General features: G+C 65.5%; 25 protein-coding genes and 1 tRNA gene. 19 read left to right on the forward strand and 7 right to left on the reverse strand.

Annotation, left to right across the window (positions count from 1 at the left end; translation table 11 throughout):
* Window positions 1-72 precede the first annotated feature (72 nt).
* The 4 genes from ACTJI2_RS03780 (at window position 73) to ispH (ending at window position 5,678) form a co-directional block, all read left to right on the forward strand.
* Window positions 73-1,020, forward strand: a complete 948-nt coding sequence (locus ACTJI2_RS03780) for a bifunctional riboflavin kinase/FAD synthetase (protein WP_192197555.1) — start codon at window positions 73-75, stop codon at window positions 1,018-1,020.
* Window positions 1,017-3,848, forward strand: coding sequence for an isoleucine--tRNA ligase (gene ileS, locus ACTJI2_RS03785; RefSeq protein WP_440841164.1), 2,832 nt, complete (start codon window positions 1,017-1,019; stop codon window positions 3,846-3,848). The genes ACTJI2_RS03780 and ileS overlap by 4 nt, the downstream gene beginning before the upstream one ends.
* Before the next feature lie 289 nt (window positions 3,849-4,137).
* Window positions 4,138-4,647, forward strand: coding sequence for a signal peptidase II (gene lspA / locus ACTJI2_RS03790; protein ID WP_440841165.1), 510 nt, complete (start codon window positions 4,138-4,140; stop codon window positions 4,645-4,647).
* Window positions 4,648-4,727: 80 nt separating this feature from the next.
* Window positions 4,728-5,678, forward strand: a complete 951-nt coding sequence (gene ispH / locus ACTJI2_RS03795) for a 4-hydroxy-3-methylbut-2-enyl diphosphate reductase (protein WP_440841167.1) — start codon at window positions 4,728-4,730, stop codon at window positions 5,676-5,678.
* Between the two features lie 48 nt (window positions 5,679-5,726).
* Here the strand turns inward: ispH and ACTJI2_RS03800 are convergent, their stop codons facing one another.
* From ACTJI2_RS03800 to ACTJI2_RS03810, 3 genes are all read right to left on the reverse strand, one after another.
* The gene (locus ACTJI2_RS03800) at window positions 5,727-8,240 is read right to left on the reverse strand and encodes an NHL domain-containing protein (RefSeq protein ID WP_440841168.1); all 2,514 of its coding nucleotides are present in this window, start codon (window positions 8,238-8,240) and stop codon (window positions 5,727-5,729) included.
* Window positions 8,241-8,521: 281 nt separating this feature from the next.
* Window positions 8,522-8,932, reverse strand: coding sequence for a hypothetical protein (locus ACTJI2_RS03805; protein ID WP_440841169.1), 411 nt, complete (start codon window positions 8,930-8,932; stop codon window positions 8,522-8,524).
* Window positions 8,933-8,949: 17 nt separating this feature from the next.
* The gene (locus ACTJI2_RS03810) at window positions 8,950-9,276 is read right to left on the reverse strand and encodes a hypothetical protein (RefSeq protein ID WP_440841170.1); all 327 of its coding nucleotides are present in this window, start codon (window positions 9,274-9,276) and stop codon (window positions 8,950-8,952) included.
* A gap of 572 nt (window positions 9,277-9,848) precedes the next feature.
* Between ACTJI2_RS03810 and ACTJI2_RS03815 the strand changes: the two genes are divergently transcribed.
* The 4 genes from ACTJI2_RS03815 (at window position 9,849) to ACTJI2_RS03830 (ending at window position 12,299) form a co-directional block, all read left to right on the forward strand.
* On the forward strand, window positions 9,849-10,853 hold the full coding sequence (locus ACTJI2_RS03815) for a glycoside hydrolase family 16 protein (RefSeq protein WP_440841171.1): 1,005 nt from the start codon (window positions 9,849-9,851) through the stop codon (window positions 10,851-10,853).
* Window positions 10,854-11,109: 256 nt separating this feature from the next.
* Window positions 11,110-11,185: transfer RNA gene (locus ACTJI2_RS03820), tRNA-Thr, on the forward strand.
* 258 nt (window positions 11,186-11,443) lie between these two features.
* The gene (locus tag ACTJI2_RS03825) at window positions 11,444-11,686 is read left to right on the forward strand and encodes an XAC0095 family protein (RefSeq protein WP_440841172.1); all 243 of its coding nucleotides are present in this window, start codon (window positions 11,444-11,446) and stop codon (window positions 11,684-11,686) included.
* Window positions 11,687-12,074: 388 nt separating this feature from the next.
* Window positions 12,075-12,299 (forward strand): XAC0095 family protein, encoded by a 225-nt coding sequence (locus ACTJI2_RS03830; RefSeq protein WP_141453489.1) that lies wholly within the window; start codon window positions 12,075-12,077, stop codon window positions 12,297-12,299.
* A gap of 234 nt (window positions 12,300-12,533) precedes the next feature.
* Here ACTJI2_RS03830 and ACTJI2_RS03835 read toward each other — a convergent pair whose 3' ends face one another.
* On the reverse strand, window positions 12,534-12,848 hold the full coding sequence (locus ACTJI2_RS03835; protein ID WP_440841173.1) for a hypothetical protein: 315 nt from the start codon (window positions 12,846-12,848) through the stop codon (window positions 12,534-12,536).
* Window positions 12,849-12,971: 123 nt separating this feature from the next.
* Between ACTJI2_RS03835 and ACTJI2_RS03840 the strand changes: the two genes are divergently transcribed.
* Window positions 12,972-14,876 carry a M61 family metallopeptidase gene (locus ACTJI2_RS03840; protein ID WP_440841223.1) on the forward strand — a complete coding sequence of 635 codons (1,905 nt, stop codon included), beginning with the start codon at window positions 12,972-12,974 and terminating at the stop codon, window positions 14,874-14,876.
* A gap of 48 nt (window positions 14,877-14,924) precedes the next feature.
* Here ACTJI2_RS03840 and ACTJI2_RS03845 read toward each other — a convergent pair whose 3' ends face one another.
* A complete protein-coding gene (locus ACTJI2_RS03845) occupies window positions 14,925-15,782 on the reverse strand; it encodes an AraC family transcriptional regulator (protein ID WP_440841174.1) in 858 nt (285 codons plus the stop codon).
* A 338-nt stretch (window positions 15,783-16,120) separates the two neighbouring features.
* On the opposite strand from ACTJI2_RS03845, the gene radA reads away from it, so the two are divergent.
* The gene (radA, locus tag ACTJI2_RS03850) at window positions 16,121-17,497 is read left to right on the forward strand and encodes a DNA repair protein RadA (protein WP_440841175.1); all 1,377 of its coding nucleotides are present in this window, start codon (window positions 16,121-16,123) and stop codon (window positions 17,495-17,497) included.
* On the opposite strand, the gene ACTJI2_RS03855 is transcribed toward radA, so the two are convergent.
* The gene (locus tag ACTJI2_RS03855) at window positions 17,433-18,734 is read right to left on the reverse strand and encodes a S41 family peptidase (protein ID WP_440841176.1); all 1,302 of its coding nucleotides are present in this window, start codon (window positions 18,732-18,734) and stop codon (window positions 17,433-17,435) included. The two genes, radA and ACTJI2_RS03855, sit on opposite strands and share 65 nt — an antisense overlap.
* A 143-nt stretch (window positions 18,735-18,877) precedes the next feature.
* Window positions 18,878-19,669, reverse strand: a complete 792-nt coding sequence (locus ACTJI2_RS03860; RefSeq protein WP_183642916.1) for a cytochrome C assembly family protein — start codon at window positions 19,667-19,669, stop codon at window positions 18,878-18,880.
* 123 nt (window positions 19,670-19,792) lie between these two features.
* Between ACTJI2_RS03860 and ffh the strand changes: the two genes are divergently transcribed.
* The 9 genes from ffh (at window position 19,793) to ACTJI2_RS03905 (ending at window position 25,441) form a co-directional block, all read left to right on the forward strand.
* The gene (ffh, locus tag ACTJI2_RS03865; protein ID WP_203321614.1) at window positions 19,793-21,163 is read left to right on the forward strand and encodes a signal recognition particle protein; all 1,371 of its coding nucleotides are present in this window, start codon (window positions 19,793-19,795) and stop codon (window positions 21,161-21,163) included.
* Window positions 21,164-21,263: 100 nt separating this feature from the next.
* On the forward strand, window positions 21,264-22,061 hold the full coding sequence (locus tag ACTJI2_RS03870; protein WP_440841177.1) for an aminotransferase class IV family protein: 798 nt from the start codon (window positions 21,264-21,266) through the stop codon (window positions 22,059-22,061).
* Window positions 22,062-22,148: 87 nt separating this feature from the next.
* Window positions 22,149-22,400: a 30S ribosomal protein S16 gene (rpsP, locus tag ACTJI2_RS03875; protein WP_183642906.1), complete on the forward strand. Its 252-nt coding sequence runs from the start codon at window positions 22,149-22,151 to the stop codon at window positions 22,398-22,400.
* Window positions 22,401-22,437: 37 nt separating this feature from the next.
* The gene (gene rimM / locus ACTJI2_RS03880) at window positions 22,438-22,965 is read left to right on the forward strand and encodes a ribosome maturation factor RimM (RefSeq protein WP_183642902.1); all 528 of its coding nucleotides are present in this window, start codon (window positions 22,438-22,440) and stop codon (window positions 22,963-22,965) included.
* 70 nt (window positions 22,966-23,035) lie between these two features.
* Window positions 23,036-23,794 carry a tRNA (guanosine(37)-N1)-methyltransferase TrmD gene (trmD, locus tag ACTJI2_RS03885; protein WP_440841178.1) on the forward strand — a complete coding sequence of 253 codons (759 nt, stop codon included), beginning with the start codon at window positions 23,036-23,038 and terminating at the stop codon, window positions 23,792-23,794.
* Between the two features lie 146 nt (window positions 23,795-23,940).
* Window positions 23,941-24,345, forward strand: coding sequence for a 50S ribosomal protein L19 (gene rplS, locus ACTJI2_RS03890; RefSeq protein WP_141453468.1), 405 nt, complete (start codon window positions 23,941-23,943; stop codon window positions 24,343-24,345).
* Between the two features lie 194 nt (window positions 24,346-24,539).
* The gene (locus tag ACTJI2_RS03895) at window positions 24,540-24,743 is read left to right on the forward strand and encodes a hypothetical protein (protein WP_440841179.1); all 204 of its coding nucleotides are present in this window, start codon (window positions 24,540-24,542) and stop codon (window positions 24,741-24,743) included.
* 4 nt (window positions 24,744-24,747) lie between these two features.
* Window positions 24,748-25,158 (forward strand): RNA-binding S4 domain-containing protein, encoded by a 411-nt coding sequence (locus ACTJI2_RS03900; protein WP_440841181.1) that lies wholly within the window; start codon window positions 24,748-24,750, stop codon window positions 25,156-25,158.
* A 25-nt stretch (window positions 25,159-25,183) separates the two neighbouring features.
* Window positions 25,184-25,441 (forward strand): hypothetical protein, encoded by a 258-nt coding sequence (locus ACTJI2_RS03905; RefSeq protein ID WP_440841182.1) that lies wholly within the window; start codon window positions 25,184-25,186, stop codon window positions 25,439-25,441.
* Window positions 25,442-25,556: the final 115 nt, after the last annotated feature.

Here is a 25,556-nt window from a genome sequence, read left to right on the forward strand (position 1 = left end):
GGCGGCTATACTTCGGGATTCGCGCGTTTCGCGCCGGCCTGCCCGCAATGGCGGCCATCCAACCAGGAATCTATGAGCAGGCTGTTTCGTGACGTCGACGGTGGACCGCTGGGTCCCCGGGGAAGCGTGGTCTGCATCGGCGCTTTCGACGGCCTGCATGGCGGTCACCGGGCGCTGGTGCGCCACACGGCCGCGCGCGCGCGCGCATTGGGCGTGGACGCGGTCGCGTTGACCTTCGAACCGCTGCCGCGCGAGTTCTTCGCCCGCGAGAATCCGCCGCCGCGCCTGACTTTGGCCCGCGCCAAGGTCGAAGGCCTGCGCGAACTGGGTGCTGATACGGTCGGCCTGCTGCGCTTCGACGCGGCGATGGCGGCGATGAGCGCGGAGGATTTCGTCCGCCGGATGCTGGTGGAACGGTTGTCCGCGCGCGAAGTCTGGATTGGTCCCGAGTTCCGCTTCGGCCACCGGCGCGGCGGTGATCTGGCGCTGTTGCAGGCGATGGGTGCCGAGCTCGGCTTCACCGCCAACGAGATCGAAGCGGTGCAGTCGCAGGGCGAGCGCATTTCCAGCACCCGCATCCGCGAAGCGCTGAAGCAGGGCGACTTCGCCGATGCCGCGCGCCTGCTCGGCCGGCCCTACGCGATTGGCGGGCGGGTGGTGCGCGGGCAGCAGCTCGGCCGCACGCTCGGTTTTCCGACCGCCAACCTGCGCTTTCCGAAGACGCCCGCGCTGTCGGGCATCTACGCGACCTGGGTGCATGGTGTGGCGGAACAACCATGGGCTTCCGTGTCCAGTTTCGGCACCCGTCCCACCGTGGACGGCGTGGAGCCGCTGCTGGAAGCGCACCTGTTCGATTTCGCCGGCGACCTGTACGGGCGCCACATCGAAGTCGAATTCGTCGCCAAGCTGCGCGATGAACTGAAATTCCCCGATCTGCCCAGCCTGACCGAGCAGATGCACCGCGACGCCGAACAGGCGCGCGCCCTTCTTTCAAACGACAACCAACGAGCAACGGCGTGAGCCAGGACTACAAAGCCACCCTCCACCTGCCGGCGACGGATTTCCCGATGCGTGGCGATCTGCCTAAGCGTGAGCCGGACACCCTGGCGCGCTGGGAAGCCGACGGCCTGTACGCGCAGCTGCGCGCCAACGCCAAGGGCCGCCCGCTGTTCGTGCTGCACGACGGCCCGCCGTACGCCAACGGCGCGATCCACCTGGGCCACGCGGTCAACAAGATCCTCAAGGACATCATCGTCAAGTCGAAGTACCTGGCCGGCTTCGACGCGCCGTACATCCCGGGTTGGGACTGCCATGGCCTGCCGATCGAAATCGCCATCGAGAAGAAATACGGCAAGGTCGGCGTCAAGCTGGACGCGGTCGAGTTCCGGCAGAAGTGCCGCGAATACGCCGAATCGCAGATCGATCTGCAGCGCAAGGACTTCAAGCGGCTGGGCGTGATCGGCGACTGGGACAACCCGTACAAGACCCTGGATTTCCGCTTCGAGGCCAACGAGATCCGCGCGCTGGCCAAGATCGTCGCCAACGGCCACCTGACCCGCGGCGTGAAGCCGGTGCACTGGTGCTTCGATTGCGGCTCGGCGCTGGCCGAGGCGGAAATCGAATACCAGGAGAAGGACTCGCCTGCCATCGACGTCGCCTACAGCGTGCGCGACCGCAAGGCGCTGGCGGCGGCGTTCGGCATCGAGGTTCCCGACGATGTGGAAGTGGCGGTGCCGATCTGGACCACCACGCCGTGGACGCTGCCGGCTTCGCTGGCGGTCTCGCTGGGGCCGGATCTGGAATACGCGCTGGTCGAGGGACCGGCCCACCACGGCAAGCGCCGCTGGCTGGTGCTGGCCGACGCGCTGGCCGCGCGCGCGCTGCAACGCTACGGCGTGAATGAAGCGGTGGTGCACGCACGTACCGCCGGTTCGTCGCTGGAGGGCGTGGTGCTGTCGCATCCGTTCTATGCCGAGCGCGAGATTCCGGTGCTGCTGGGCGATCATGTGTCGGCCGAGGACGGCACCGGCGCCGTGCACACCGCGCCCGGCCATGGCCAGGAAGACTTCGTGGTTGGCCAGCGCTATGGCCTGATCGACAAATACACCACTGGCCAGCTCAATCCGGTCGACGGTCGCGGCGTGTACCTGCCGTCCACGCCGCCGGCAGGCGAAACCGCGCTGGCCGGGCTGCATATCTGGAAGGCCAACGAGGCGCTGGTCGAGGTGCTGCGCGACAGCGGCGCCTTGCTGGCGTTCGCCAAGCTGACCCACAGCTACCCGCATTGCTGGCGGCACAAGACGCCGATCGCGTTCCGCGCCACCCCGCAATGGTTCATTTCGATGGAGCAGGCGCACCTGCGCCGCGACGCGCTGGCCGCGATCAAGCAGGTCGGCTGGTTCCCGCAGTGGGGCGAAGCGCGCATCGCCGGCATGGTCGACGGCCGCCCGGACTGGACCATCTCGCGCCAGCGCACCTGGGGCGTGCCGATCGCGCTGTTCGTGCACCGCGAGACCGGCGAGCCGCATCCGCGCAGCGTCGAACTGATGCAGGCGGTGGCCGATCGGGTGGAGCAGGGCGGCGTCGACGTCTGGTACACCCTGGACATGGCCGAACTGCTGGGCGACGAGGCCGGCGACTACGAGAAGATCACCGACATCCTCGATGTCTGGTTCGACTCCGGCGTGACCCATGAAGGCGTGCTGCTGGAGCGCGGCCTGGGCAAGCCGGCGGACCTGTACCTGGAAGGCTCGGATCAGCACCGCGGCTGGTTCCAGTCCTCGCTGCTCACCGGCGTGGCCATCGACAAGCATGCGCCGTACCGGCAGTGCCTGACCCACGGCTTCACCGTGGACGAGCACGGCCGCAAGATGTCCAAGTCGCTCGGCAACGGCATCGAGCCGCAGGACATCATGAAGAACCTGGGCGCGGACATCCTGCGCCTGTGGATCGCCTCGGCCGACTACAGCAACGAGATGTCGCTGTCGCAGGAAATCCTCAAGCGCAACGCCGACGCCTACCGCCGCCTGCGCAACACAGCGCGCTTCCTGCTGGGCAACCTGCACGGCTTCGATCCGGCGCGCGACCTGCGTCCGCTGGAGGACATGGTCGCGCTGGACCGCTGGATCGTGCACCGTGCCTGGGAAGTGCAGGAGAAGATCAAGGCCGCCTACGATCGCTACGACTTCGCCGAGATCGTGCAGGCGCTGCTGAATTTCTGCAGCGTGGATCTGGGCTCGCTGTACCTGGACGTCACCAAGGACCGCCTGTACACGATGCGCGAGGACTCGCGCGGCCGTCGTTCGGCGCAGAGCGCGATGTACCGCATCGCCGAGGCGTTCGTGCGCTGGATCGCGCCGGTGCTCAGCTTCACCGCCGACGAGATGTGGGGCTACCTGCCCGGCGAGCGCACCGGCAACGTGCTGTTCGCCACCTGGTACGACGGGCTGGCGCCGCTGCCGGCGGACGCCACCCTGACGGCCGCCGATTTCGATCAGTTGCTGGCCCTGCGCGAACAGGTCGCCAAGGTGCTGGAACCGATGCGCGCCAACGGCCAGATCGGCGCGGCGCTGGAAGCGGAGATCGCGGTGTCGGTGAACGCCGCGCTGGCCGCCAAGTGGCAGCCGCTGGCCGAGGAACTGCGCTTTTTCCTCATCAGCGGCGACGTCAGCGTCGGCGCGGTGGAGGCGGACGAGGTGTTCGTGCTCGCCCAGCCGACCGACAAGACCAAGTGCGTACGCTGCTGGCACCACCGCGCCGACATCGGCGCCAACCCGGCCCACCCGGAACTGTGCGGCCGCTGCGCCAGCAATGTCGACGGCCCCGGCGAAGACCGCCGCTGGTTCTAACAAAACCCCTTCCCCCGCCCAGCGGGGGAAGGGGCGCGCAGCGCCGGATGGGGGCAGCGCGGCGGTTCCGAAGTACCCACCCGAAACCCCGGAACGGCCCACCCAAGCCCGCAAGTCAGCCCCCCTCCAGCCAGCCCTTCCCAGAATGCCACCCCGATCGGCCTGGCTCGACGCCTTCGTTCCTCCTTCCAAACACCTGGCGGAAGGGCATCAAGCGCCGTAACCGTGCCGCTTTACCCGGCATACTCACTTCTCCAGAACACATCCTTCAGAAGCCGCGAACCCACCCATGAGCCAAACCGCCGTCAAACCCAACGCCCTGATCTGGCTGCTGCTCTCGGCCGTCGTCATCGGCCTGGACCAGTGGACCAAGGCCTGGGTGCTGGCCTCGCTGCCCGAGTACACCGCCGTGCCGGTCATCGAAGGCTTCTGGAACTGGTTCCGCACCTACAACACCGGCGCGGCGTTCAGCTTCCTCAGCGGCGCCGGCGGCTGGCAGATCTGGTTCTTCACAGCGCTGGCGATCGGCATCTGCGGCCTGCTGACCTTCTGGCTGGGCCGCACCCCGCGCGGCGACTGGCGCCAGGCGCTGCCGTACTCGCTGGTCATCGGCGGCGCGCTGGGCAACGTGGTGGATCGCCTCATCCACGGCCACGTCATCGACTTCATCCAGTGGTACTGGCGCGACCATTACTGGCCGGCGTTCAACCTGGCCGATTCGGCGATCGTCGCCGGCGCCGTCGGCATCGCCCTGTTCGGCCTGTTCGACGGCAAGCGCAACAAGCCCGCCAAGGCTTGAGCCAGGGCCGGGTGAAGGGAATTCCGGGCCGGAAGCACCGATTCACCGTTCCCGCCGCCGGCTCCGGTAAAATCGCCGGCATGGATGTCCTGCTCGCCAACCCCCGCGGCTTCTGCGCCGGCGTCGACCGCGCCATTGAAATCGTCAAGCGCGCCATCGAAACCCTCGGTGCGCCGATCTACGTGCGCCACGAAGTCGTGCACAACCGCTTCGTCGTCGACGACCTGCGCAACCGCGGCGCGGTGTTCGTGGAGGAACTGGACGAAGTGCCGGACAACGCCACCGTCATCTTCAGCGCGCATGGCGTCTCGCAGGCGGTCCGCGCCGAAGCCGACCGCCGCGGCTTGAAGGTGTTCGATGCGACCTGCCCGCTGGTGACCAAGGTCCACCTGGAAGTGGCCCGCCATTGCCGCGCCGGCCGCGACGTGGTGCTGATCGGCCATGCCGGCCACCCCGAGGTGGAAGGCACGATGGGCCAGTGGAGCCGCGAGGGCAGCACCGGTCGCATCTACCTGGTCGAAGACATCGACGATGTGGCGCAACTGGAAGTCGGCCAGCCAGGCAACCTGTTCTACACCACCCAGACCACGCTGTCGGTGGACGACACCATCGGCATCATCCAGGCCCTGCAGGCGCGCTTCCCGGCCATCCAGGGCCCGAAGAACGACGACATCTGCTACGCCACCCAGAATCGCCAGGATGCGGTGCGCGATCTGGCCAAGCAATGCGATCTGGTGCTGGTGGTCGGCTCGCCGAACAGCTCCAACTCCAACCGCCTGCGCGAGCTGGCCGAGCGCGATGGCGTGGAGTCCTACCTGATCGACGGCGCCCACGAGATCAACCCGGCCTGGGTGCAGGGCAAGCAGCGCATCGGCGTGACCGCCGGCGCCTCCGCGCCGGACATCCTCATCGATGGCGTCATCCAGCGCCTGCGCGATCTGGGTGCCGCCAGCATTGGCGAACTCGACGGCGAACCGGAAAACATGGTCTTCGCCCTGCCGAAGGAACTGCGGCTGCAGCTGGTCAACTGAGCGAAATGGCCTGTTGGGTCCTGTTGGAAAGCAAGCCCATGGCCCGTGTTAGCGTCTCGTCCTTATCCAAGCCCGGCCTCCGATCGCGGCTACCAAAAGAAACAGTCCGCCGATCAACAAAAGGGAGCGCTGGTATGGTTTCCGCTGAAGGACAAACGTGCGGACGCTTTGAATGCCGTTGGAGAGGCTGGTAGCGGGAGTCATCGCAGCGGCGTAGCGGAAAACTCCACGGGCTGTGCGAGCGGCCATGGGGCTGGTCTCTGCTGCCGAAGAAGCAGCGATGCCTGGTACAACCGGCTGAGACCCATTCACCCGGCGCGTACATTTTTGACCAGCAAGCACCACCAGGCCGTAATTTCGATCAGCCATGGCGATGTCTTTGCAGCCATCGCTGTTCAAATCACCTATCGCAAGCGCAGGCCAATTGGGATTACCTGTCTGCACAGTGTAGTACTTGACCTCAACATCCAAACGGCCAGCAGAAGTCTGTTGGAAATAGCCGATCGAACTCCAACCCCCATGGAGAACAACAAGATCGTCCCGTCCATCGCCATTCATATCGGCGCCGAGTAAGTCAGAAGGCACGTCGTATGCGGACCAAGAGCCTACTTCACTGAAAGCACCATTCACTTCTTGACGGAATTGGGCATAGGCAGCGTCTGGCGTATTCGCCTCGTAAGAAGTGATGACGTCCTTTTTGCCATCAGAATCGAAGTCGCCCACGGCGTACTGAGGACCCCACGAAATCGGTTGGGCCGCCAGGGTACGATTGACTGCACCAAAACCTGACATGCGATTGTGCAGGGCTATCTCAAAACCGCCACGATATCTATCTTCAAGTCGTCCGGTCCAACCACTGACGAGATCCGGATAACCATCCGAATTCATATCCTTGGCACGAAGCCGCGCCCAGCTAACGCCGTCGGGGCGTGTCTGGAAAACCTGACGTGAGATCCCGCCAAGGCCATTGCCGTAGTACGCGACAAGCCCGACATTGCTGCCCGCACTCAGGGTAATGACATCCAGATTCCGATCCTGGTCGACATCCATCAACGTGACGCTGAGGCTGGGTTCTGCACCAAACTGCGATTTGTAGCTGACTCCCTGCGATAGGCCAGATGGGGTGCCGAGAAAGACAGTGATACCAGAAAGATTACCTACTACAACATCCTTGAAGCCATCACGATTGAGATCACCCGTATCCAGGCCTCCGCCGGTTTTGCCTTCCGTTAGATCTCCCGGGAATGGATAGCCTTTGGGCGGAGCCAAGGTACCATCGGGGCGCTGGATGAACAGCCAGACCCGCATGTCCTTGTCCGGCTCAACGCGGCCTGGCGCCCAGGTGGAGGTCGTCAGGAGCGCGTCATCGCGCCCATCTCCTGTCACATCTGCAACCGCAACGTGTCTGACATAGCTGCCGACGCCATACATCTGATATGGCGCGAATGCGGAAATGCCCGCCGGGCTCCTCGGCGTAGGAACCCGAGTCACCTTGCGAATGCGATTATTGCGCGTGTCCGCAATGTAAAGATTTTCCTGTTTGTCTATTGCGATCCCTTCCGGCTCATAGAGGAGTGCATCTACAGCAGGTCCGCCATCTCCCGCAAAACCAAATCTTCCACCGGCGACGATACCTCCCCCGTCAATCAGCCGGCCGGCCGCATCGTCGGCGATGCCCGCGGCGTTCACCACGCGGACAACATTGTTCAAACCCGCCACATAGACATTACCTCGGGTGTCCGCGACTGCCGCCTGGGGGAAAGACCATTTGTAGTTCCGAGCCACCGGGTCGATACGAAATGGGCCACCACCGGCGATCGTGGTGATAATGCCTTTTGTATCAACGCGACGGACTCTCTCGTTGCCATCAACGATGTATAGATTTCCGGCACGGTCGAAGCTTATGGAGGAAGGACTGAAGAGCTGGGCGGAAACAGCCGGTCCACCATCACCCGCAGAACCATACTCTCCTGTACCCGCCAGGAGTTTCAAGGCCCCGTTTGCCTCTACAATCCAAACACGGTTTGTATCGAGAACGCAGACGGTTCCTGTGCTGCTGACTGCCACTCGGATTGGAAAACTCAAGCCTTCCCGGGCAATAGTTGAAACAACGCCACTGGAATTTACCTTGCGGACGCGGCGGTTGGAGCCATCTGCAATATAGAGATTTCCAGCTGAATCGGCAGCGATTCCTCGTACATCCATTCCTGCGGAAACCGCCGCAATGCCGTCGCCATTGAACGCCTGCTGTCCATTACCGGCCACTCTGGTAATGATGCCGATAGTATTGATGCGGCGAACAGTAAACGTATAGCGCTCGGCTATGAAAACGTTGCCCGAGTCGTCTACTGCGATTCCCACGGGAGCGTCAAGGCTGGCTCGGGTGGCAGGCCCTCCATCCCCGTTGCCGCTTGGACTTCCGCCTCCGGCGATGGTTGTAATCACCGGGGACGCGGATTGGGCCAATAGCGTGCCGGACGGAATCAGCAATGCAACCAGCAATGCAATGTGCCGACAAGCGAAAAACCTAACTTGCGGCACTACTTCCGTATCGCTCTTCATGCCTCTCCCCATTTGTACGGAAGCCTTGACGGTTGGACCGTATTCTTCTTCCTCGGCACCTCAGATATTCTCATATTCCAGGGTTCAAGAGCACGTTCAAAATACCCGTTCGATGATCTCACGTGATGGGATGGCCTGGGAGAAAACAGGCCACCTAGGGCATACGGTCGCCGCTTCTTAAGAACCGAGGAAGGAGGGGGCATCGACGGCTCAAGCCGGGAAACATGGTCTTCGCCCTGCCGAAGGAATTGCGGCTGCAACTGGTCAGCTGAGCGCGCCGCTCAGTTTTCCTGCGCGACCGCTTCCGGTTCCTTCTGCCGCGCCCAGAATTCCACGACGATGGCCATCACCGTCCAGACCAGCAGGGTCGGCTGGACCTTGTCCGGAACCAGATCGGGGGCCCGCAGGAGAAAACCCATCACGTACGGGAAAAGCAGCGCGTTGACGAGCGCGAAGATCGCGTAGCTCACCCGGTTCCGGCTCGACGAAATGAACAGGATCGTGATGACGTTCCCGGCCAGGCAGAACAGCATGACGCCGAATTGCCACGCATCCAGCTTTTCCGTGCCGGTCAGCACCAGCCCGAGCACCGCGCCGAAGAACATGTTCAATCCGTTGAGGTTGGCCTGATACTCGCCGGTCGACATGCGGCCCAGGCCGAGTCTGCGCATGAGTGTGGTTTGCGTGCTCATGTATCGGTGTCCTTTTTTCAGGTGGATGCCAGGCGCAGGATGACCAGGATTATGAAGTACGCGGCGAAGCCGATGGGCGGCGCCAGGAAGGCGCGAATCAGGCCATTGGCGCTGCGGTAGCAACGCAGTACGGTCGCCGCAACGGCGGAGCCCGCGATCAGGGGCAGCAGAAAATCCGGACGGGTGAACAGGTCGGGTATCCGTCTCAGCGCACCTATCAGTGCCAAGCCGGTAGGCACCAGGATCATCGAAGACACGAAAGGCGCCAGCAGCGTGCTGCGCCAGTTCGTCTCCCGGCGAGACTGCTCGGTGGATTGAGGTGGGGCATAGGGATTGTTCGTCACGGGCATGTTTCCGTATGCCAGGGAGGGATCCTACCCGCCAGCCGATTGTTCCGCTTGCCCCCACCCCAACCCTCCCCCGCAAGCGGGGGAGGGGGCGTGCACGTACTGCCGCGAGCTTTTGCCCCTTCCCCCGCTTGCGGGGGAAGGCTGGGATGGGGGCGCTTTCAGCAAACCCTTCCCATCACTCACAGTCGATGTATGTCTGCCCAGGCTCCCTTCGTCTGGAACCAGCATCAACAACGTCTGCCATCGGTAGAGCGTCCCGCACGGTTCCTGCCTTGGCCTGTCGCTTGTCTCGGAAGTCAGGTGAATGCGCTCATTGGCGACAAGATGAGTCATTCCGTTTCCATCGAATGGACAATTCGAGAAACAAGCGAATCCGGACTGCGAAGTTTATCTGAACGCGATGGATCCCGAGCGGAATTTTGGATCGTGTCAGGTGTAATTCCACAAGAAAGCATTATTTCCAACGCCGCATACAAGACCGCACGGGTCATTTGACAACGTTGTCCGCAATGCGCCAGATTCGCCCCCTTCAACCATCACGAATCATCAAGAGAAGGGAAGGGAACATGGCGCGGAATCGTATTCTTGTCGTAAGCCTGCTCGCTGCATCGCTCGCCGTTGTCGGCTGCGATTCAAAAACCGAAACGGCCACGGAACAGGCAAACGCACCTGCGGAAGCCAAGGCCGACGCGACTGCCACAACGCCCACGACGGCACCGGTTTTCTTCGATGATTTCAGCTATCCGGATTTCGCCGCCTTCCAGAAGAACGGCTGGAAAGTCCGCACCGAAACCGGCCATCCCGGTATCAAGGGCGCGACCTGGTCGGGCGATGGCCTGACGTTCCATGCGGACATTCCGGAGACCGAAGGCGGCGCGATCCGCATGAGCTCGATCACCAACGGCACTCCCGAGAAAACCCGCCAGACCCAGTTCTGCCATTCCCGCAAATACCGCGAAGGCACCTACGCCGCGCGTATCTTCTTCCGCGACGAACCGAGCTACGGTCCGGACGGCGATGAAGTCATCCAGACCTTCTATGCCATCAGCCCGCTGAAGGCGCCGATGGACAAGGACTACAGCGAAACCGACTTCGAATACCTGCCCAACGGCGGCTGGGGCGAAAACACCAAGCCGGCGATGTGGACCACCACCTGGGAAACCTTCCAGCTCGAACCCTGGACCAAGGTGAACGAGTTCTCCCGCAAGGAAGGCAGCTACGCCGGCTGGCGCACGCTGGTGCTGACCGTCGCCGACAACAAGGTCACCTACTACGTCGACGGCCAACTGTTCTCCGAGCACAGCAGCGCCGTGTACCCGGAAGACTTCATGTCGATCAACTTCAACCTGTGGTTCATGCCCAAGGGCGCGGACGGCTCGCTGGGACCGGTCGACTCCCCGGAAATGCGCGAGTACCAGGAAGACATCGACTGGGTGTTCTTCCAGGAAGGCGTCGCCCTGTCCACCGCCGACGTGGAAGCCCAGGTTGCCGGCCTGCGCGGCAAGAAAGTGGCGCACATCGACAACGTGAAGGAACAGAACCCGGTGTTGCCATCGCCTTGTGGGCTTTGAGTCGCACTGTCTGAGGGTGTTTGTCGCGGGGATGCCCTAGGCATCCTCGTAGTTTTCGTGCGTCGTGAGCGCGTCGAACCGAATGTCGGCCGTGGTCCGCTCACACGGACGGGCCTGGCGACGTCGGCACGGCCAAGCTGGGCGCGTACCAGGACCACACAGGAACAGGCTCTTCGATACAGGAACCCTTTGGCATCAAGCACTTGTGCAGGGTCAATTGACCGGATTCAGACCGCCCCCTAGAATTTGCGGTTCCGCCGGAATAGCTCAGTTGGTAGAGCGGCGCATTCGTAATGCGTAGGTCGTAGGTTCGATTCCTATTTCCGGCACCAGTCCAGGCAAAAGCCCCGCTTCGGCGGGGTTTTTGTTTTTCCGGGCCGGGCAAACCGCGTATGGCTCACCGGGAAACAGGGGATGTGCGGCTTCTGTCCGCATGCATTTGCATTCGTTGTTGAGTCGCAATCCAGGCCGGAAACCCGGTTGAATGGTTTTGCCGGCATGAGCAGACTTCGGGCTTGGAGCGTCGAAACTCCGATAGACAGCGGCAAGCTGCCACCGAAATCCGGCGGCTTTTTCAAGGAAGCAATGCAATGAGCGGCAAGTCCGATACAAGCATGGGTTACTGGGTGAGTGAAGAGCACCAGCTCCGGCTGGTGCAACTGAGGGATCAGCTTCGGCTGATGTCGGACCTCAGCAGTCCGCGCAATCCGCAGGACGAACACATGAGGCTGCCGATCAAATTGCAGGCGATGGCCGATTGTTTTGCCGGCATGTCCGATGATCTGGGCCGGGTGCTCCGGCGAATGCAGTGGATGTCCCTGCGGGACAAGTGACGTCCGAAGGCCCGCCTGTGAAGGTGGGTCTTTTGTTTGCGTCGATGTCGAATGACACGCTTTCTCGGGGCCACGGACATCCGGGTTTGCGGGCTTTGTCCTTCCACCTCTAAACCGCCAATGTTAGTTGAGCTTGCGCCTGGTCCCGACAAGAATCGCTGACCAAGGAGTGTCGAAACTCCTCACACACAGCCTGGGTCCAGGGCGGGTTCGCCGGTGGACTTCCTCGCCTGCGGGCTTGGGCCGATGCGTTTCCGCGTCGGGAGTGGACCGAATACAAGACCCGCTTGCGGGGAACAGGTCCGCCGTTCTGTGTGTGCGGTTTTTCGACCTCCCGACATCCCGGCGCGTGTTGCGCCGGCAAGCGATCCACAGAACAGGAGGCGACATGTCCCATTCCCACAGTGCGTACATCATCAGCGAGGAAGCCCACGCGCAGCTCGTGCAGATGCGCGATACGTTCCGGCAGTTGTCCGGGTCCGATCAGTTTCGCGAGGCCGCGGCCCTGCTCAAGATTCCGGATGAGGTGTTGATGTCGCAGTTCGAGCGGATGGCCGACGAGGTGGACGGGGTTCTTGGCGAGTTGGTTTATTTGCCCGCGGATCGGCATTGAGCTGGGGCGGTTGATCGCGCAAATCCCCCGTCGCCTGCTTCGCAGGCGCCCGCCCCCTTTTAAAAAGGGGGCTGCCTGTACTCCGGGAGTGCGGCGGCCTGCCTGTGGCGTACGGCTGTTGCTTGATGAATCCAGCATTCCGCTGTTGAGGGTGTTTTGAAAAAGGGAAGGCCGGTCGCGGGCATGGGACCGCGGCCGGTTTTCTTTCGTCAGCGGGTACTGTCGAGGTTCGCCCTAGGACAGGAAGAATTCGACCTTGCCGCACTGGGTGCAGGCGTAGAGGTCGAAGCTTTCACGATTGACCAGCAGTTCGCCGAGCAGGAAGGGCGCCATGCGCGAGCCTTCGTGGAAGCGCCGGGTGCCGATGAGCCGCATGGGCGACTGGCAGCGCAGGCATTGCAACGTCCGGAAGGACTCATGGACGGTTTCCTGGCTGCGGTCGAAGGCCGGGTCGGGCGGCGTGCCATCGCGGCCGGTGCCGCATTGCCAGCAGATGTCGAAGACCCCTTCGTTGCTGGTGTTGCAGGCGGTGCAGATCCACTCTGCCATGGGAACTCCTGTCGGGACGGTTGTCGACAACAGGGTAGTCCGTCGCGGCGACCATGACCAATGGCCTACGGACCCGTCCGGACCCAGCCCTTAGCATCGAGCGGTTACCGTTTCGTGGAATCCTTGATGAAGCCGCTTGCCCTTGCCGTCTCGTTGTCCCTGTTGATGCCCCTGGCCGGACTCGCGCCGTCCGCCGCGCGGGCGGACGAAGTGCCCGCGCCGAAGGATGTGCCGTTCAATGGGCAATTGCGCATCGAGGTGGATGCCACCGATCTCAACCGCCGCATTTTTCGCGTGCGCGAGACCATTCCGGCACAGGCGGGCCGGCTGACCCTGCTGTATCCGCAGTGGCTGCCAGGCAAGCATTCGCCGGCCGGTCCCATCGAGAAGATGGCGGGCCTGGTGATCACCGCCAACGGCCAGCGGCTGCCGTGGGTGCGCGATCAGTTCAACGTGTATGCGTTCCACGTGGAGGTGCCGGCGGGCGTGAGCGAAGTGACCGCCGAGTTCCAGTTCCTGTCCTCGCAGGGCGGATCGCAGGGGCGGGTGGTGATGACCCCGGACATGCTCAACCTGCAATGGGATTCCACCTCGCTGTATCCGGCGGGCTACTACAGCCGCAACGTGCAGGCGCAGGCCTGCGTGAAGCTGCCGCCGGGCTGGTCGTACGCCACCGCGCTGACCACCGACACCCGCAACGGCGACACGGTCTGCTTCAAGCCGATCCGCTTTGACGATCTGGTCGACTCGCCGATGTTCGCCGGCAAGCACTACAAGCGCATCGATCTGGATCCGGGCGCCAAGCAGCCGGTGCACCTGAACGTGTTCGCCGATGAGGCCAAGGATCTGGAAGCCAAGCCCGAGCACATCAAGGCGCACCAGGCGCTGGTCACCCAGGCCAGCAAGCTCTACGGCGCGCGCCATTTCGATCACTACGAATTCCTGCTCGCGCTGACCGACAAGCTGGGCGGCATCGGCCTGGAGCACCACCGCTCCAGCGAGAACAGCGGCGATCGCGGCTACTTCACCGACTGGGACAAGACCTGGCAGGGCCGGGATCTGCTACCGCACGAGTTCAACCATTCCTGGAACGGCAAGTACCGGCGTGGCGCGGATCTGGCCACGCCCAGCTTCAACGTGCCGATGGGCGACAGCCTGCTGTGGCTGTACGAAGGCCAGACCCAGTTCTGGGGCCACGTGCTGGCCGCGCGCTCGGGCCTGTGGAGCCAGGAGCAGGCGCGCGATTCGCTGGCACTGGTGGCCGGCGTGTACGACCGCGGCCGTCCCGGCCTGGCCTGGCGCAACATCCAGGACACCACCAACGATCCGACCATCGCCTCGCGCCGCTCGCTGCCGTTCCGCAATTACCAGATGAGCGAGGACTACTACTCCGGCGGACAGATGATCTGGCTGGAAGTGGACGGCAAGCTGCGCGATCTGAGTGGCAACAAGCGGTCCATCGACGACTTCGCCAAGGCGTTCTTCGGCATGGACAACGGCGTGTGGGAGGTGAATCCGTACACCTTCGACGACATCGTCGCCACCCTCAACGGCATCGCGCCGTTCGACTGGGCCACATTCCTGCGTTCGCGCGTGGACGGGCACGGGCCGCTGATTGGTGGACTGGAAGCGGCGGGCTGGAAGCTGGTCTACACCGACAAGCCCAGCGATGCATTCAAGGCGATGGAAAGCGAGCGCAAGGACGCCAACCTGACCTATTCGCTGGGCCTGTCCGCCAACAGCACCGGCGTGCTCGGCGACGTGCGCTGGGATGGTCCGGCGTTCAACGCCGGGCTGGCGCCGGGCATGACCCTGCTGGGCGTCAACGGGCGCGAGTACAGCGCCGAAGCGCTGAAGGACGCGGTGACCGCGGCCAAGGGCGGCAAGACGCCGATCGAACTGGTGGTCAAGCGCTTCGATCGCATCGAGACCGTGCGCATCCCGTACTTCGACGGCCTGCAGTATCCGCACCTGGAGCGCATCGCCGGCAAGCCGGATCGGTTGGCGGAGCTTTACAAGGCGCGCTGAGGCGCCAGGGCGCGGTGGCGGTGTCGCCGCCGCGCCGTTCAACTTCGCTCAGCGCAGCGGCAGGCAGATCGCCGTGCGCCACTCGCTGGGCGGCGCGCTGCGCGGATCGTTGAGGTATTCCTCCATCACCGGCGCGTCGGCGGCTTCCTCGCCGCTGGCCGGCAGCCATTCGCTGAACAGCCAGCGGTAGGGGCGATCCAGCTCCGCGTAAGGCCCCACATGCACCAGCACCGCGTAGCGGCCACCGGCGAGGGTCAGCGGGCGCAACGGTGCCTGCACGTCGGCGGTCGCGGCGATTTCCACGCAGGCGTCCGAGCGCAGCGCGTCGGCGGGCACGCTTTCGGGATCGTCGTAGTAGAGGCCGAACGATCGCGCCTGCGGCGGCACGCCCTGGCCGGCCGCCCAGGCGGCGAGTTTCTCGAAGCTCTCGCCGATGTCCTGGTAGTTGCCGCGATGGGGCAGGGCGGCGACGGTGAGAGCGGGGAAGGTCTGGATGCTGACGTCGTACATGGGGAAATCCTCGGGTTCTGACAGGTCGGGGCGCGGCGGAAGCGTCGCTTCCATGCCGCGCTGGCGGAATGCGCCCGGAGGAACTCCGTATGCCTGCGCGAACGCCCGGTTGAAGGCGGCAGCGCTGCCGTAGCCGCAGCGGCCGGCGATGGCCGACAGCGAGCGGGTGCCGTGCCGCAGTTCCACGGCGGCGCGGTGCAGGCGCATGCGCCGCAGGGTGTCGGCCACGGTCTCGCCCATCGCGCCACGGTAGATGCGGTGGAAGTGATAGGGCGAGAAGTGGCCGATCTCCGCCAGGTGTTCGAGGGTCAGTGGCTGGTCGAGGTGGGCGACCAGGTGGGTGACCACTTTCTCGATCCGGGCGGCGTAGCTGCGGCGGGTGGCGGGGCGTTTCATTCGGTCCGGGTTCCTCGGGGCGCGGGGACAGCCTGCCGGGATGGCGTTGACCCGGGTTGCGCATTGTGGCGGGTGGTGGAAGCAAATCCCCCTCGGTCCCCTTTTTCGCTTTCAACAGCCGAATGGCTGGTCACGGGGGAGGCAAAAGCGACTTGCTTGAGGATTTCGAATGCTTTGGGGCCCGAAGAGCTGCTTTAGCCCCCTTTGAAAAAGGGGGCGGGCGGCCGCGCAGCGGCCGACGGGGGATTTCCGCGGGATGCTTCCGGCGCCAACCGCGTCTCCATCCCTGCGATCCCGCTCCGGTATCCTGAGCGCCTTCAGTTCGGCAAGGCGAGACGATGGGCAAGGCCAGGACCGCGTATGTCTGCAACGAGTGCGGCGCGGAATTCAGCAAGTGGCAGGGGCAGTGCGGCGAGTGCAATGCCTGGAACACGCTGACCCAGATCGCGCTGGAAGCGGCCGCCGGTCCACCGGCGACCCGCCGCAGCGGCTGGGCGGGCAAGGCCGACGCGCCGACGATCACCGCGCTCAAGGATGTCCGCCACAGCGAGGAAGCGCGAGTCAGCACCGGTATCGGCGAGTTCGATCGCGTGCTCGGCGGCGGATTGGTCGAGGGGGCGGTGGTGCTGGTCGGCGGCGATCCCGGCATCGGCAAGTCGACCCTGCTGTTGCAGGCGCTGGCGAAGATGTCGGCCAGTTTCCCGGCGCTGTATGTGACCGGCGAGGAATCGCTGGCGCAGGTGGCCGGGCGCGCGGTGCGCCTGGACCTGCCGCTGGACAACCTTCAAGCGTTGGCCGAAACCGGGATCGAGAACATCCTCCAGCATGCGTCCGCGGCGCGACCGCGACTGATCGTGGCCGACTCGGTGCAGACGCTGTGGACCGAATCGCTGACCGCCGCGCCCGGTTCGGTCAGTCAGGTGCGCGAGAGCGCGGCGCGGCTGGTGCGCTATGCGAAGGAAACCGGCACCGCCGTGTTCCTGGTCGGTCACGTCACCAAGGAAGGCGGCATCGCCGGCCCGCGCGTGCTGGAACACATGGTCGACGCGGTGCTGTATTTCGAGGGCGAGAGCGGCAGCCGTTTCCGCCTGCTGCGCGCGTTCAAGAACCGCTTCGGCGCGGTCAACGAATTGGGCGTTTTCGCGATGGGCGAGAAGGGCCTGAAGGAAGTGTCCAATCCTTCGGCGATCTTCCTGTCCGGCGGCAGCGCGCAGCAGCCCGGCAGCTGCGTGCTGGTGACCCGCGAAGGCACCCGCCCGCTGATGGTGGAAGTGCAGGCGCTGGTGGATGCCTCGCCGCTGTCGAATCCGCGCCGCGTCGCGGTCGGCCTGGAGCAGAACCGCTTGGCGATGCTGCTGGCGGTGCTGCATCGCCATGGCGGCATCGTGGTCGGCGATCAGGACGTGTTCGTCAATGTGGTCGGTGGCATCCGCGTGCAGGAAACCGCGGCGGATCTGCCGGTGCTGCTGGCGGTGCTGTCGTCGCTGCGGGATCGGCCGCTGGCGGAGAAGACGGTGGCGTTCGGCGAGGTCGGGCTGTCCGGCGAGATCCGTCCGGTGCCCAACGGCGAGGAACGCCTGCGCGAGGCGGCCACCCACGGTTTCAGGCGCGCCATCGTGCCCAAGGGCAACGCGCCCAAGTCGGGCACGTTCAAGGGGCTGGAGGTGATCGCGGTGGAACGGCTGTCGCAGGCGCTGGAGGCGGCGGCGGAGTAACCGGCGCCGCACGCAAGGCGGGTTGCGCGAGCGCGGTGACCAGGCGCTGCATGCCGTCCTCGTCGTGCAGCGCGATCGCCACGTCGGGCGCGATGCCTTCGATTTCGTTGGTGCCGTCGGCGAGAAAACGCGCGCAGTTGGGCATGACCACATCGAAGGGCGCGACGCTCAGGGCGGTGCGACCGCCGCCATCGACATAACCGCAGCCTGCGCCGAGCGTGCGTTCGCCGAGGATGGTGGCGGCCTGGTTCTGCTGCAGCCAGGCGACCAGATCCTCCGACGCCGAAGCGGTGCCGTGATCGGTAAGGATGAAGATACGGCCGGGCCAGGCGCCGCGCCCGGAGATGCGTTCACGTTCGCCGTCCGGCGCGAGTACCGGACAGCCGGTTTCGCCGTACCAGACGCGGCCGCGATCACAGGTCGGCGCGCTCATCCGCGGTGCGGCGCGCTCCAGCTCGCCGGGAGCGAGCAGGGCGATGACCTCGGAGACCCATTCGCTGCCACCGCCGTTGCCGGTCACGTCGACCAGCAACCGGCGGGCGCCGCCTGCATGCAGGGCGGCCAGCGTGCGGGCCAGTTCCAATTGCAGGTACGCGCGCACCTTCAGTTGCAGGGCGCGTTGGCCGACGCCCGCCCGGAACACCTGCCGGCACGCGGCCAGATAACGCTGCTCGCCGAACTGGGCGATGCGCAGCACGCCGATGTCGCCGAAACGGCCTGCGGGGAAGTGCTTGCCCGGCAGCGCGCGCCAATCCGGCAGCTTGGCGAATGGCAGGATGAAGGCGTGTTCGTCTTCTTCGTAGCCGGCGGCTTCGCAGTCGGCGCCGGCCGCGGGATCGACGGGTTCGATCGCGCTGTCGGTTGTGGAGGCCAACGGCTGTGTCGCCGGGCGCTGCGCCGGTTCCAGCCGAAGGTGTGGGTCACCGAAACGCTTGACGAAGCCGCGCAGCGCCAGAAAGGCACGCACGCGCGAATGCGCGCGATTCAATGCAGCGGTGGTGTCGCGATCCAGCGCGGCCAGATCAAGTTGCCGGTGCGTGGCGATCCAGTCCAGGTTCGCATAGCCCTGCGCCATGTCGTGCTTGAGCCGCTGGTAGTCGGCCAGCCAGGGACGCGCATCGTAAGTGGTGACATCCCAGGCCGCCGCCGCGAACACCAGCGCGAAGAGGGCCAGGCACAACCGCTTCAACCAACGCCAGCGGCGGGGAGGGCGGGCAACAGCGTTCGATGCGGCCATGCGCGTTCATTCCTTGACGGCGGAAGACGCGACCATAGCGAGGGCGGATGCGGGAAAGCGGGCGGATCCGATGGAAGCCGGTGCCGGGCGACGAACCCGGTCGCGGCAGGGATGAAACTGGCGGCCGTGCCGCCTTCGCAGGCTCAGGCGCGGTGCAGCACCTGTTCCAGCACGTACTTGCTGCCGAAGAACGCCAGCAGCAGCAGGGCCATCGCGAACAGGGTCCAGCCGGCGGCCTTGCTGCCGCGCCAGCCGTAGCGCCAGCGGCCGACCAGCAGCGCGCCGAAGGCCAGCCACGACAGCACGCTCAGCACGGTCTTGTGGACCAGGTGCTGGGCCAGCAGGTTCTCCACGAACAGCACGCCGGTCAGCAGGGTGGCGGTGAGCAGGGCGAAACCGACCGCGATCGTCCGGAACAGCAGATCCTCCAGTTCGGTCAGCGGCGGCAGGGCGCGCAGCCAGGCATGGAACTGGCGCCGCCGCAGCGCGCGCTCCTGCACCAGCAGCATGATCGCCAGCAGCGCCGCGACCGCCAGCGTGGCATAGGCCAGCAGGGCCAGCCAGGCATGCAGTTGCAGGCGCCAGTCCAGGCCGGGAGAAGGCGCGTGCCCGAACTCGTGGTAGGCCAGCAGCAGCACCGCCGCCAGTGGGAAGGCGACCACGCCCAGCGTGGCCATCCGGCCGCGCGCGCCGGCCAGCGCGGTCAGCGCGGCCATGCCCAGGCTGACCAGCGACAGCGCCGAGTAGAAATGCATGTCCGGTCCGCCGGCCGTGCGCCAGGCCACCAGCAGGTGGTAGCCGCCATGCAGGACCACCGCGATCAGCGCCGGCCACAGCCAGCCCCGCCGCACGTCCAGCGCCGATTGCGCGGCCGCGCGGACCAGCAGGGCGGTGGCGGTCAGGTAGCCGAGGATGGCGATGAGAACGATTGTCATCGGCGAAGTGTCGCATAGGGCCGGAACCGGGAACAGCGCGAGGCCGCGGGAAAGCCGCGCGCCGGGACCTTCCGCCCCGCCGGGCTATAATCCGCCTCCGTTTTTCCCAGGTTCCCGCTTCCCATGTTCGAGTCCCTCACCCAGCGTCTTTCCGGCACCATCGAGCGGCTGCGTGGCCGCGGCCGCCTGAGCGAGGAGAACATCCGCGAGGCCACCCGCGAGGTCCGCATCGCCCTGCTGGAGGCCGACGTGGCGTTGCCGGTGGTGCAGGCGCTGATCGAGCGCATCAAGGTGCGCGCGGTCGGCCAGGAAGTGCTCAAGTCGCTGACCCCGGGCCAGGCGCTGATCAAGATCGTCCGCGACGAGTTGACCACGGTGATGGGCGCCCAGGCCGCCGATCTGAACCTCAACGTGCCGGCGCCGGCGGTCATCCTGATGGCCGGCCTGCAGGGCGCGGGCAAGACCACCACCGTGGGCAAGCTCGCCAAGCACCTGAAGGAACGCCGCAAGAAGAAGGTGATGGTGGTCAGCGCCGACGTGTACCGTCCGGCCGCGATCGAGCAGCTCAAGACCCTGGCCGAGCAGGTGGACGTGCTGTTCTTCCCGTCCGAGGCCTCGCAGAAGCCGGAAGCCATCGTGCGTGCCGCCATCGACGATGCGCGCAAGTCGTTCGTCGACGTGCTGCTGGTCGACACCGCCGGCCGCCTGGCGATCGACGAAGCGATGATGACCGAGATCAAGGCGCTGCACGCGGCGGTCAAGCCGGTGGAAACGCTGTTCGTGGTCGACGCGATGACCGGCCAGGACGCCGCCAACACCGCCAAGGCCTTCAGCGAGGCGCTGCCGCTGACCGGCGTGGTGCTGACCAAGACCGACGGTGACGCGCGTGGTGGTGCCGCGCTGTCGGTGCGCTACATCACCGGCAAGCCGATCAAGTTCATCGGCGTGGGCGAGAAGCCCGACGGCCTGGACGTGTTCCACCCCGAACGCGTGGCCAACCGCATCCTCGACATGGGCGACGTGCTGTCGCTGGTCGAGCAGGTCGAGCAGAACGTCGATCGCGAGAAGGCCGAGAAGCTCGCCGCCAAGGTCGCCAAGGGCAAGAAGTTCGACCTCAACGACATGCGTGATCAGCTGGAGCAGATGCAGAACATGGGCGGCATCAGCGGCCTGCTCGACAAGCTGCCGGGCATGGGCCAGATCCCCGACCACGTGAAGCAGCAGGTCAGCCAGGGCAAGGAAGTGCCGCGGATGATCGCCATCATCGGCTCGATGACCAAGAAGGAGCGCCGCAACCCGGCGCTGCTCAACGGCTCGCGCCGCGCCCGCATCGCGCGCGGTTCCGGCACCACGCCGGCCGACGTCAACAAGCTGATGAAGCAGTACCAGCAGATGGAAAAGATGATGAGCAAGATGGCCGGTGGCGGCATGAAGGGCCTGATGCGCGGCATGAAGGGCATGATGGGTGCGCGCGGCGGCCTGCCGTTCCGCTGATCCTGGTGCCTGCATGTAGGAGCGACGTAAGTCGCGACCGTCGGATTTCCGGTCGCGACTTACGTCGCTCCTACCAAAGCATTTGAATCGGGAAACCACCATGTCCATCGCCCTGCTCAACGGACAGCCCGCCGACGCCGACGCGCTGCGCGCGCTGGCGGTGGTCAATTACGGCCATTTCACCGCGATGCAGGTGCGCGATCGGGCGGTGCAGGGACTGGATTTCCACGTCGCGCGATTGCAGCGCGCCACCCGTGAACTGTTCGGCACAGAGTTGCCCCGCGGGCGCATCGTCGCCGAACTGGTTGCCGCACTGCGGGCCGGCCCGGCCGACGCCTCGCTGCGCTTCACCGTGTTCGCGCGCGGATTCGACTACCGCCAGCCGTTGCGGCCGGTGGAGCCGGACGTGCTGATCACGCTCGGGCCGGCCGCTCCGGCCGACAAGCCGCCGTTGCGGGTGAAGTCGTATCCATTCGAGCGGTCGCAGCCGCACCTGAAGCATGTCGGCACTTTCCCGCTGTTCCACTACCGGCGGCAGGCACTGCTGGACGGATTCGACGACGCGCTGTTCGTCACCCCGGACGGACACGTCAGCGAGGGCTCGATCTGGAACATCGGGTTCTGGGATGGCCAGGCCGTAATCTGGCCGCTGGCCCCCGCCTTGCGGGGAACCTGCGAGCAACTGTTGCAGGCCGGCCTGGCCGGGCAGGGGATTGCCCAGGAAACCCGCCCGGTGGCGCTGGCCGAGGCCGGCGGCTTCCGCGCCGCTTTCGCCGCCAATGCCAGCGGCATCCAGCCCCTCCTGGGCATCGACGGGGTCGAATACGCCCCGGACGCGGGCCTGATGGACCGGCTCGGCGCGGCGCTGGGCAGTATGCCCTGGGAAAACCCGGCCTGAGGGGCGGTTTCCTTCCGCCGTTCAATGGCTTAGAATAGCGGGCTTACCTCGCCATCCTGGCGACTGGGCAACACTGGAAATAGAGCAATGGTCAAGATCCGCCTTACCCGTGGCGGCGCCAAGAAGCGCCCCTTCTACCACATCATCGTCACCGACTCGCGCAGCGCCCGTGACGGCCGCAACATCGAGCGCGTGGGTTACTACAACCCGGTCGCCGCCGGCAACGAGAAGCGCATCGAGCTGGACGTCGCCCGTGTGGACCACTGGGTGGGCCACGGCGCGCAGCTGACCGAAAAGGTCCGCAACCTGTACAAGGAAGCCACCAAGGCTTCGGCCTGATCCCTCGGGCCGCGCCCCGGCGCGGCCATGCTGACGCATGGATAACGAGCGCCCGCCGCGTCCCGGCAAGACCATCCTGCTGGGCCGTTTCGCGGGCGCTTTTGGCGTTCGCGGACAGGTCAAGCTGGAATCCTGGACCGAACCGCGCGATGCCATTTTCCGCTACCAGCCCTGGATCCTCCGCGAGGGCTCCGGCGCCGAGCGCGAGCTGTCGGGCGTGCGTGGCAAGGCTTCCGGCAAGCACCTGATCGCGAACGTCCCGGACATCGCCGATCGCGATGCCGCCGACGCCCTCCGGGGCATCGAAATCCTGGTCCCGCGCGACGCGCTGCCGCCACCGCAACCCGGCGAGTTCTATTGGGTGGACCTGGAAGGCCTGCGCGTGGTGACGATCGACGGCGTGGACTTCGGCACCGTTTCGCACCTGTTCTCCACCGGCGCCAACGACGTGCTGGTGGTGCGGGGCGAGCGGGAGCGGCTGATTCCCTTCATCGAACCCGACGTCGTCCAATCCGTCGACTTCGATGCCCAGCGCATCACGGTCGACTGGGATCCCGAGTTCTGAACGCTGGAGCCGGCATCGGGGCTGGGCAATACTCCTTTCCCGATTCACGTGTTTCCCCTCCGGGCTTTCCATGCGCATCGACGTCCTGACCCTGTTTCCCGAGTTCATCGCCCAGGCTGCGGCGGTGGGCGTGGTCGGGCGCGCACAGGAACGCGGATTGCTGACCCTGCAGGGCTGGAATCCGCGCGACTACGCCGAGGGCGGCTACCGGCGGGTGGACGACCGTCCGTTCGGCGGCGGCCCAGGCATGGTGATGATGATCGAGCCCCTGCGTGCCTGCCTGGCCGCGGCGCGCGCGGCGGATCCGGCGCCGGCGCCGGTGATTTACCTGAGCCCGCAGGGCCGGCCGCTCACCCAGCGCAAGGTCCGCGAACTGGCGACGAGGCCGCGCCTGATCCTGCTGTGCGGCCGCTATGAAGGCGTGGACGAGCGCCTGCTGGACGCCGAGGTGGACGAGGAAATCTCCATCGGCGACTACGTGCTGTCCGGCGGCGAGCTGGCCGCGGCCGTGGTGGTGGACGCCGTGGCCCGGTTGCAGGACGGAGCGCTTGGCGATGCTGAATCGGCCGTTCAGGACAGCTTCGAGAACGACGGCCTGCTGGATTGCCCGCATTACACCCATCCGGCCCAGCACCCCGAACTGGGCGACGTGCCGGACGTGCTGCGTTCCGGCAACCACGCCGCCATCGCCCGCTGGCGCCGCCAGCAATCGCTGGGCCGGACCTGGCTGCGGCGGCCGGACCTGCTGGACGAGCCCGGCTTGTCCAAGGCCGACCGGGCCCTGCTGGCGGCGTTCCGGGCCGCCCGGGACGGGCAGGACGAAAGCTAGCCAGGCCCAAGAAAAATCAGTAAGATGGCGGGCTTCCAGCGCCTGACCGGCCCGGAACCCCATAACAATATCGTGCAGCGCAATCCGGCGACTGCATCAGTCATTGCTGTCGAACGACACACCCACGCATACAGAACGGTGCCACCATGAGCAGTCTCAACAAGTCCATCATCGCGGAATTCGAAGCCGCCCAGATCCAGCGTGAGCTGCCCGCTTTCGGTCCCGGCGACACCGTCGTCGTGAACGTGAAGGTGAAGGAAGGCAACCGCGAGCGCGTGCAGGCGTACGAAGGCGTGGTCATCGCCAAGAAGAACGCCGGCCTGAACTCCGCTTTCACCGTGCGCAAGATTTCGCACGGCTATGGCGTCGAGCGCGTGTTCCAGACCCACAGCGCCTCCATCGACTCGGTCGAAGTGAAGCGCCGCGGCAAGGTCCGTTCGGGCAAGCTGTACTACCTGCGCGATCTGGAAGGCAAGGCCGCCCGCATCAAGGAAGACCTGGCCGCCAACGCCGCCGCCAAGAAGGCGCGCCTGGCCGCCGCTGCCGAGTAATCCACTCGCAGGCGCCATCGCTGAACGGCCACCTTCGGGTGGCCGTTTGCGTTTCTGGCGTCCGCATCGGCATCGATGCAGACTGTCTTCCATTCGTGGCACGGCGGAGCGTGACGATGATGGTTTTTCACCGCGGGCGATGGAGTGCGGTTGTACTGTCGTGCGCATTGGCCGGCTGCGCCGGCGGCGATGCGATGAGCCTGGATACGCAGTCGGATCTGCCGTTCCCCTGGTGCGCCGACGAGCTGCGCGCCGCCGCCCGGCAGCCATTGCCGGACAAGGCCACGCCGGAGCAGCGGCAGGCTGTGCGCGATTATCATGTTTCCAAGGCCTGCCAGCAGGCCGACCAGCACAGCGTCACCGTTCCCTTGAGCCAACCGCTGCCACGCAAACCCTGATCCGATGAGTTCCGATTCACCCGTCGCCGCACCCGGCGTCCGCCTCGACATCTGGTTGTGGGCCGCGCGCTTCTACAAGACCCGCAGCCTCGCCAAGCAGGCGGTGGAAACCGGAAAGGTGGACGTCGCGGGGCAGCGCGCCAAGCCATCGCGCATCGTGCGCGTAGGCGATGAACTCAAGGTCGTGCGCGGCGAGGACACCTACGGCATCCGCGTCGAGGGATTGAGCGAGCAGCGTGGCCCCGCACCCGTGGCGCAGGCGCTGTACCGAGAAAGCGATGAATCGCGGCAGCGCCGCGAGGCCGCCGCCGCCACGCGACGCGCCGAACGCACGGGTTATCAGGCGCCGTTGTCCAAACCCGACAAGCGCGCCCGCCGCCTGATCCGTGCCCTCGGCGATATCGACGCGATGTAACCGCGTAGAGCGGAGCTTGCTCCGCTTGGCCTTCGAGGAAAAAGCAGCCGAGCAAGCTCGGCTCTACGTGGATGTAGAGCGGAGCTTGCTCCGCTGGGGTATCGAGGAAAAAGCAGCCGAGCGAGCTCGGCTCTACGCGGATGTAGAGCGGAGCTTGCTCCGCTGGGGCTTCGAGGAAAAAGCAGCCGAGCAAGCTCGGCTCTACGCGGATGTAGAGCGGAGCTTGCTCCGCTGGGCCTTCGAGGAAAAGCAGCCGAGCAAGCTCGGCTCTACGCGGATGTAGAGCGGAGCTTGCTCCGCTGGGGCATCGAGAAAAAGCAGCCGAGCAAGCTCGGCTCTACGCGGATGTAGAGCGGAGCTTGCTCCGCTGGGGCTTCGAGGAAAAAGCAGCCGAGCAA

Origin of the sequence: Pseudoxanthomonas sp. 22568 (genome assembly GCF_052044485.1) — a bacterium.
Taxonomy (GTDB): domain Bacteria; phylum Pseudomonadota; class Gammaproteobacteria; order Xanthomonadales; family Xanthomonadaceae; genus Pseudoxanthomonas_A; species Pseudoxanthomonas_A beigongshangi.